Here is a 7639-nt window from a genome sequence, read left to right as displayed (position 1 = left end):
CGGCGCGGGGGCGGCGGCAGGCGTGCCGCCTCCGGACGCCTTGCGGGGCGAGGGCGCGAACCAGTCGCTGGTCTTGTCGGCGGCCTTCTCCGCCACCGGCTCCGCCGCGGCGGGGGCCTCGGGGGCGGCCGGGGCGGCCGGAGCCGCCTTGGCGGCGGAAGCGGCGGGCGCCGCAGGCGCAGCGGCCTGGCCCTCGTCGGTGTCGCCCCCGGCGACGGGGGTCCGCATGACGACGGGCGGGATGGGCCGCGAGCCCGGGATGTTGATGCGGATCCGCGTCGTCAGCGTGGTCTCGGTCAGCTTCGGCTCGTCCGGCCCGGCAGCCGCGGCCGCGCCGTCCGTGCCGGGGCCGGAGGCCGTCCCGTACGGCGGCGTGCCCGAAGGGTAGGCGGTGGCTCCGCCGCGACCCTGGGGCGTGGAGGACGAACTGTCAGATTCACGGCTCAAAGCAGGTTCTCCCGGTTACTCTTTGCCGCCCTCGTTGACCTCGCTCGGGGTCACCCATCGCCGGAGGCCAGGGGGAGGCTCGGCGGCGCGCACCACCATACTGGGCACCACGGGCGCATATTTGACGACCGCCGGATCAGGCCACGGGCCGTCGTAGCGGCAATCGCACCGACGTCAGGCAGAAATGGTCACGTCACTTGCCAAGTCGGGCCGCAGGCCCGCCCGGTTGCGGCGGCTTCGGGAGCGTGGCACACATCACAGCCACGATCATCCCGCCCAGCAGGAAGACGTACGAGCCGATCCCCGCGCCGAACAGGAAGTCGCCCTCCGGCCGGGTGGCCGAGAGCATCAGCACGGCGACGAGCCAGCCGGCCCCGGGCGCGCCCCCGCCGATCCGGGTGCCGACGGCCTTCAGTCCGCCGTAGCAGAGGCCCGCGATGCCGAGCAGCGCGAGCAGCAACCCGCCGGGGAACCAGCCGCCTTGGACGAGCGACCCGGCGACGCCCACGGCGAACCCGAGGACCGCCAACAGGACATACGCCACGAGGCGCCCGAAACTGGGCGGAGCGACAAGGCCGTTCATGCGTCCACTCCTGCGAAGAGGTCGTGCTCCCGGCCGCCCTCGGCACCGGGTCTGCCCTTGACGAGCCGGTAGTACTCGCGCGGGAAGAGCGGCTGGCCCAGGTCGTTCGAGAGGGCGAAGAAGGGACCGTCCACGGCGATCTGCGTGGCATGGGCCCGCATCGCGGCCGCCTTGGCGGGCGCGTACGCGGCGGCGTCGATTTCGGTGGTGACCTCCGCATCCGGCAGCACACCGGGCACATCGGACGCGGTGGCGACGCCGGGGAAGGCAACCTCCTTGCCCAGCGCCCGCAGCCGGGCGAAGCCCTCCTCGACGACGGAGAGCGGGACACAGTTCCAGTAGACCTTGGCGATCGCGTGCGGCTCGCCGAGGTCGCGGCGGAAGACCGGCTCGGCCGCCAGCTCGGCGGCGCGCATGGCGACGCGATGGGCCTGGATATGGTCGGGGTGGCCGTAGCCGCCGTCCGGGTCGTAGGTGACGAGCACCTGCGGCCGCACCTCCCGAATCACCTCAACGAGGGATGCGGCGGCCTCGTCCACGTCGGCCTGCCAGAAGCACCCGGGGTGCTCGTTCTGCACGGAGGCCATCATCCCGGAGTCGCGGTAGCGCCCGGGACCGCCGAGGAGGCGGTGGTCGGTGACGCCCAGCTCCTTCATCGCGGCGGCGAGTTCGCCCCGCCGGTGCGTGCCGAGGGTGTCGTCCCGGTCCGCGGCGAGGTGCGCCAGCTCCGGCGGGATCACCTCGCCCTCCTCGCCGAGTGTGCAGGTCACCAAGGTGACATGGGCACCCTCGGCGGCGTACTTGGCCATGGTCGCGCCGTTGTTGATCGATTCGTCGTCCGGGTGCGCATGCACCAGGAGCAGCCGGCGGCCGGGAAGGTCGGTCATGGCTCCAGCCTACGAGCCGCGGCGGCCCGCCGGGGAGCGGGCCCGTACACCGCGGGTCACAGTTTGAAGCTGCTGATCATTCCCGTGATGCTCGTCGTCAGCTGGCGGATGGTCGGCCCGAACGAGGAGCTCGACAGATAGAAGCCCAGCAGCATGCAGAGCACGGCGTGGCCGGTCTTCAGTCCGGACTTCTGGACCAGCAGGAAGACGACGATCGCCAATAGCACCACCACGGAAATCGAGAGTGCCAAGGCGGTTCACCTCCAGGTACACGCGGTCGGGTCGGACGAAGGCATGCTCGGGCGGGACACGGCGCGGGGATGCCGAAGACATACCCACGGTGCGCGAGCGATCATAACTTTCCGTGCCCTCGCATGACTCGGTGCACGGAAGCAAACCCGGGGCGCACGGCGAGTTCTCGCCGTTCCGGACGGGCCCGGTGGTACGAGCCGTAGGCTCGCGCACATGACCGGACAGCTCTCGTTCCCCCGTCAGCACGCCCGCACACAACGGTTCTCCCTCGGCGCACCACGGTCGTTCTCCGTGGCGCCCGACGGCACACGGGTCGTCTTCCTCCGCTCGCGTTCCGGTACGGACCGGGCAAATGTCCTGTGGGTGCTCGACCCGGAGACGGGCCGGGAGTATCCGGCGGCGGATCCCGCCGTCCTGCTGGGCGGCTCCGCCGAGGAGTTGTCCGCCGAGGAGCGGGCGCGGCGCGAGCGCACCCGCGAGGGGTCGGCGGGGGTCGTGGGGTATGCGGTGGACGACGCCGTCGAGTTGGCCGCCTTCACCCTCTCGGGGCGGCTCTTCGTTGCCGAACTGCGCAGCGGCACCGCCCGCGAACTCGACGTCCCCGGCCCGGTGATCGACCCGCGCCCCTCCCCCGACGGCCGCAGGGTGGCCTATGTCTCGGGCGGCGCCCTGCGGGTGGTGGAGGCGGACGGCACCGGCGACCGGGCGCTGGCCGAGCCGGAGGGGCCCGGGATCGTCTGGGGGCTCGCCGAGTTCATCGCGGCCGAGGAGATGCACCGCTTCCGCGGCTTCTGGTGGTCGCCGGAGGGCGATGCGCTGCTGGCCGCCCGCACCGACGACGGGCCCGTGCAGCGCTGGTGGATCGCCGACCCGGCCAACCCGGGCCGCGAGCCCGCCGAGGTCGCCTATCCGGCGGCCGGCACCCCCAACGCCGAGGTGACGCTCTCCCTGCTGCGCCTGGACGGCACCCGGACGGACATCGCGTGGGACCGGGACCGCCACCCCTACCTCGCGCGCGTGCACTGGTCGTCGGCCGGTGCGCCGCTGCTGCTCGTCCAGGCGCGGGACCAGCGCTCCCAGGCGTACCTGACGGTGGACCCGGGCACGGGCGGCACACAGGTGCTGCACACGGAAGAGGATCCGAAGTGGCTTGAATTGTTCGCCGGTGTGCCCGCCTGGTCCCCGGACGGCGAGCTGGTGCGCATCGCCGACCGGGACGGCGCGCGGGTGCTGCTGGCCGGCGACCGGGCGCTCACCGGGCCGCAGTTGCACGTCCAGTCCGTGCTGGACGTCGCCGCCGACGGCGTGCTCGTCGCCGCGTCGGCGGGGCCGGAGGCGGCGGACGACGAGACGGGCGAGATGCATGTGTACCTCGTCGGCGAGCGGGGCGCGGAACGGCTCTCGGCGGAGCCGGGCCGCCACTCGGCCGTGCGGTCGGGCGCGTTGACGGTGCTCGTCTCGGTGTCGATGGAGCGCCCGGGGGCCCTGGTGCGGGTGCTGCGCGACGGCAAGCAGACGGCCACGGTGCCCTCGCACGCCGAGACGCCGGTGCTCACCACGCGCGCCCGGCTCACCCGCGCGGGCTCCCGCCGCATTCCGTGCGCGGTGGTGCTGCCCTCCGGATTCCGGGACGGCGACGGGCCGTTGCCGGTGCTGATGGACCCGTACGGCGGTCCGCACGGGCCGCGGGTGGCCGCGGCGCACAACGCCCATCTGACCTCGCAGTGGTTCGCCGACCAGGGATTCGCCGTGGTGGTGGCCGACGGCCGCGGCACCCCGCACACCTCCCCCGCGTGGGAGAAGGCCGTCCACGAGGACTTCGCGGGCGTCACCCTGGACGACCAGGTCGACGCGCTGCACGCGCTCGCCGGCGAGTACCCGCTGGACCTGACCCGGGTGGCCATCCGCGGCTGGTCGTACGGCGGTTACCTGGCCGCCCTCGCGGTACTGCGCCGCCCCGACGTCTTCCACGCGGGCGTCGCGGGCGCCCCGGTCACCGACTGGCGGCTGTACGACACCCATTACACCGAGCGCTATCTGGGGCACCCCGACGAGCGGCCGGAGGTGTACGCCCGCAACTCCCTCGTCACGGACGACGGGCTGTCCCAAGTGGCGGAGCAGCACCGCCCGTTGATGATCATTCATGGCCTGGCGGACGACAACGTCGTCGCCGCGCACACCCTGCGGCTCTCCTCGGCGCTGCTCGCGGCGGGCCGGCCGCACGAGGTGCTGCCGCTGTCCGGGGTGACGCACATGACCCCGCAGGAACAGGTCGCCGAGAACCTCCTCCTGCTCCAAGTCGACTTCGTCAAACGATCTTTGGGCCTGCTGAAGCCTCAGGGGTGATACGGTCCGCGGCGTGCTTGACCTTGCTGTCAAGCACGCCGCCACCTCGATCTGCACAACCTTCGCTCAAGATGCGGCGGAGCCCCGCGTCTTCCCCCGCAGCCCCCTTGACTGCGCCGTAACTCCATTGCCAGAGTCCGCTCAACCCAACGTGTTCGATATGTCACTCCGTGATCAACACACCGGGAACCGAGACGACTTGGCGGGGGATGCACGCGATGACGAGCCCTTCCCGGAGCACCGCAGGCAGCGCCCCCGACGACGCGGTGCCCGCCGCCGCAGGGGCGCCGGTGGGCCGCTCGCCCGGGCAGCTGATGTGGCGGCGCTTCAGACGCGACCGCTCGGGCGTGATCTCCGCCTGGATCGTGGGCTTCTTCTTCCTCGTCGCCGTCGCCGCCCCGCTGATCTCCATGGTCTACGGCAAGAACCCGACGGAGACGTACGGGCTCGACGAGACCGGCCTGCTGAACCCGTTCGGCTACCCGATCGCCCCCAACGGCGGTATCTCCGGCCGCTTCTGGTTCGGCATCGAGCCGACCCTCGGCCGCGACGTGCTGACCCAGCTCGTCTACGGCATCCGCACCTCGCTGCTGATCGCCACGGCGGCCACGGTGCTGTGCGTGGTGACGGGCATCCTGGTCGGGGTGACGGCCGGCTATCTGGGCGGCCGCACCGACTACTTCCTGGGCCGCTTCATCGACCTGCTGCTCGCCTTCCCCCAGCAGCTGTCGTTCGTCGCGTTCACCCCGGTCGTCTACTCCCTCTTCGTCAGCCCCGAGAAGGAGACCCCGACCTATCTCCGGGTCATCACCCTGATCCTGGTCCTGTGGGTGCTGGGCTGGATGGGCATGGCGCGGCTGCTGCGCGGCCAGGTACTCAGCCTGCGGGAACGGGAGTTCGTCGAGGCGGCGAAGGTCACCGGGGCCTCGCCCTGGCGCATCATCACCAAGGAGCTGCTGCCCAATCTGTGGACGCCGATCCTGGTGCAGTCGACCCTGATGCTGCCGACCCTGGTGACGGCCGAGGCGGGGCTCTCCTTCATCGGCGTCGGCGTCGTCGAGCCCACCCCCGACTGGGGGCGGATGTTCGCCAACGGCGCCAAGTTCTACGAGAGCGACGTCACCTACATCTTCTTTCCCGGGCTCGCGATGATCATCTTCGTGGTCGCCTTCAACCTGCTCGGGGACTCCGTCCGGGACGCCTTCGACCCCCGCACCCGGCGCTGACCGCCCCGGCGGCCCGAACCGGCACGCTCCACCGTCAACCGACAGGACCGTCAACCGACAGGCAGGTGCAGATCGATGAGGACGACAGTCAACCGCAGGGCACGACGGACGGCCGTGGTGCTGGCCGCCGGTGCCCTGGTGCTCTCCGCGTGCAGCAGCGGGGGCGGCGGAGGCGGCGGGGCGACCGACAGCGCGGGCCCCGGCCAGGACAAGAACGTGGCCGCCAACTACTCCATCGGCACCGCCGCGGACTCGACCGGCCCCGCCCCCACGCCCTCGGGCGCCAGAAAGGGCGGCACCGTCACCGTCCTCCAGCGCGACGCCTTCCACCACCTGGACCCGGGGCAGATCTACTACGGCGACATGCTGATCAGCCAGCTGCTCTACAACCGCTCGCTCACCGGATACAAGATCGGCACGGACGGGAAGGTCAAGGTCGTCGGCGACCTCGCCACCGACACCGGCACCTCCTCCGACGGCGGGAAGACCTGGAAGTTCACGCTCAAGGACGGGCTGAAGTGGCAGGACGGCTCGCCGATCACCTCCCAGGACGTCCGCTGGGGCATCGAGCGGCTCTACGCCTCGTTCGAGACCGACGGCCCGCAGTACATCCAGCAGTGGCTCTCCGGTGACGGCACCAGCTACCGCAAGGCGCTGCCCGACGGCCCGTACGACGGCAAGCACCTGCCGTCCTCGGTGCTGGACACCCCGGACGACAAGACCATCGTCTTCCACTTCCTCAAGCCGCACGCGGACACCCCGTACGCCACCGCGATGCCCAACATCGGCGCCGTGAAGGCCGACAAGGACGGCAAGCAGAAGTACGACAACGCGCCCTTCTCGTCCGGCCCTTACCAGGTGGCCGACTACAAGACGGGCAAGTCGCTGACCCTGGTGCGCAACCAGGGCTGGGACCCGAAGACGGACCCGATCCGCACGCAGTACCCCGACAAGTTCGAGATCAGCTTCGGCCACCAGTTCACGGACTCCACCCGGCGGCTGCTCGCCGACCAGGGGCCCGACAAGTACGGCATGTCGTACACCAACGCCGTCGCGCCGGAGATGGTCGAGCAGGTGCTGAAGGACCCGAGCACCAAGGCGCGCCGCCTCATCGAGATCCAGCCCTACCTCGACGTCATCAACTTCAACATGGACCGGCTCAAGGACATCAGGGTCCGCAAGGCCCTCGCCTACGCCGTGCCCAGCGGCCAGATCATCCAGCAGATCGGCGGCGCGACCGCCGGGAAGCTGGCCACCAACCTGGTGTCCCCCTCCATCCAGGGCTACCAGCCCTCCGACCCGTTCGGGAAGAAGGCCAAGCCGAACGGCGACCCGGACAAGGCCAGGGCCCTGCTGAAGGAAGCGGGCAAGGAGGGCCAGGAGATCGTCTACGCCTACGCCAACACCGACGTCCAGCAGAAGGTCTCGGTGGTCGTCGCCCAGGCCCTGGAGCGGGCCGGCTTCAAGGTGCAGAAGAAGGAGATCGACTCCAACGTCTGGGACAACTCGATCGCCGAGGTCAAGAACGGCTTCGACATCTTCCGCACCGGCTGGGGCGCGGACTGGCCGGTCGCCTCGACCGTCGTCCCGCCGCTCTACGACGGCCGGGTGATCTCCGACGGCGCCCAGAACTACTCGCACCTCAACGACCCCGCCGTCAACAAGGAGATCGACCGCATCAACGCGGTCCCCGACGTGAAGCAGGCGGCGCCCGAGTGGATGAAGCTCGCCGACAAGATCCTCACCGATGACGTGCCGGCCGTGCCGACCTACGCCAACCTCCAGTTCTCCCTGTGGGGTTCGGGGCTCGGCGGCGTCAAGTACCACCCGGTGTACGGCTACCCGGACCCGTCCGGCGTCTTCGTGAAGTAGCCGCGGTACCGGCCGGGCCGCACGGG

The 7639-nt window shown here is 71.0% G+C and carries 6 protein-coding genes and 1 pseudogene; 3 read left to right on the top strand and 4 right to left on the bottom strand.

Going from position 1 to position 7639, the window contains the following annotated elements:
• The 4 genes and pseudogenes from HG542_RS33095 to HG542_RS33080 all read right to left on the bottom strand — a co-directional run.
• Positions 1-447, bottom strand: a pseudogene (locus HG542_RS33095) (hypothetical protein); the annotation flags it as partial.
• A gap of 193 nt (positions 448-640) precedes the next feature.
• Positions 641-1030 carry a DUF6113 family protein gene (locus HG542_RS33090; protein WP_171088071.1) on the bottom strand — a complete coding sequence of 130 codons (390 nt, stop codon included), beginning with the start codon at positions 1028-1030 and terminating at the stop codon, positions 641-643.
• The gene (gene mshB, locus HG542_RS33085) at positions 1027-1917 is read right to left on the bottom strand and encodes an N-acetyl-1-D-myo-inositol-2-amino-2-deoxy-alpha-D-glucopyranoside deacetylase (protein WP_171088069.1); all 891 of its coding nucleotides are present in this window, start codon (positions 1915-1917) and stop codon (positions 1027-1029) included. Before mshB ends, HG542_RS33090 begins: the two co-directional genes overlap by 4 nt.
• A 56-nt stretch (positions 1918-1973) precedes the next feature.
• Positions 1974-2168: a hypothetical protein gene (locus tag HG542_RS33080; protein ID WP_171088065.1), complete on the bottom strand. Its 195-nt coding sequence runs from the start codon at positions 2166-2168 to the stop codon at positions 1974-1976.
• A gap of 214 nt (positions 2169-2382) precedes the next feature.
• On the opposite strand from HG542_RS33080, the gene HG542_RS33075 reads away from it, so the two are divergent.
• From HG542_RS33075 to HG542_RS33065, 3 genes are all read left to right on the top strand, one after another.
• Positions 2383-4515 carry a S9 family peptidase gene (locus HG542_RS33075; protein WP_171088063.1) on the top strand — a complete coding sequence of 711 codons (2133 nt, stop codon included), beginning with the start codon at positions 2383-2385 and terminating at the stop codon, positions 4513-4515.
• A gap of 218 nt (positions 4516-4733) precedes the next feature.
• Positions 4734-5741 carry an ABC transporter permease gene (locus HG542_RS33070; protein ID WP_171088061.1) on the top strand — a complete coding sequence of 336 codons (1008 nt, stop codon included), beginning with the start codon at positions 4734-4736 and terminating at the stop codon, positions 5739-5741.
• A gap of 75 nt (positions 5742-5816) precedes the next feature.
• Complete coding sequence (locus HG542_RS33065; protein WP_171088060.1) at positions 5817-7613, top strand: ABC transporter substrate-binding protein; 1797 nt, start codon at positions 5817-5819, stop codon at positions 7611-7613.
• Positions 7614-7639 lie beyond the last annotated feature (26 nt).

It is taken from the genome of Streptomyces morookaense (genome assembly GCF_013030945.1).
In the GTDB taxonomy this organism is placed as follows: domain Bacteria; phylum Actinomycetota; class Actinomycetes; order Streptomycetales; family Streptomycetaceae; genus Streptomyces; species Streptomyces morookaensis.
The sequence above is the reverse complement of the archived record's forward strand: the minus strand, read 5'-3'. Positions and strand labels throughout refer to the sequence as shown.

Bases quoted from the DNA above. Each gene is read 5' to 3' on its own strand.
- HG542_RS33090 (WP_171088071.1), bottom strand. From the start codon at position 1,030: ATGAACGGCCTTGTCGCTCCGCCCAGTTTCGGGCGCCTCGTGGCGTAT.
- mshB (WP_171088069.1), bottom strand. From the start codon at position 1,917: ATGACCGACCTTCCCGGCCGCCGGCTGCTCCTGGTGCATGCGCACCCG.
- HG542_RS33075 (WP_171088063.1), top strand. From the start codon at position 2,383: ATGACCGGACAGCTCTCGTTCCCCCGTCAGCACGCCCGCACACAACGG.
- HG542_RS33070 (WP_171088061.1), top strand. From the start codon at position 4,734: ATGACGAGCCCTTCCCGGAGCACCGCAGGCAGCGCCCCCGACGACGCG.
- HG542_RS33065 (WP_171088060.1), top strand. From the start codon at position 5,817: ATGAGGACGACAGTCAACCGCAGGGCACGACGGACGGCCGTGGTGCTG.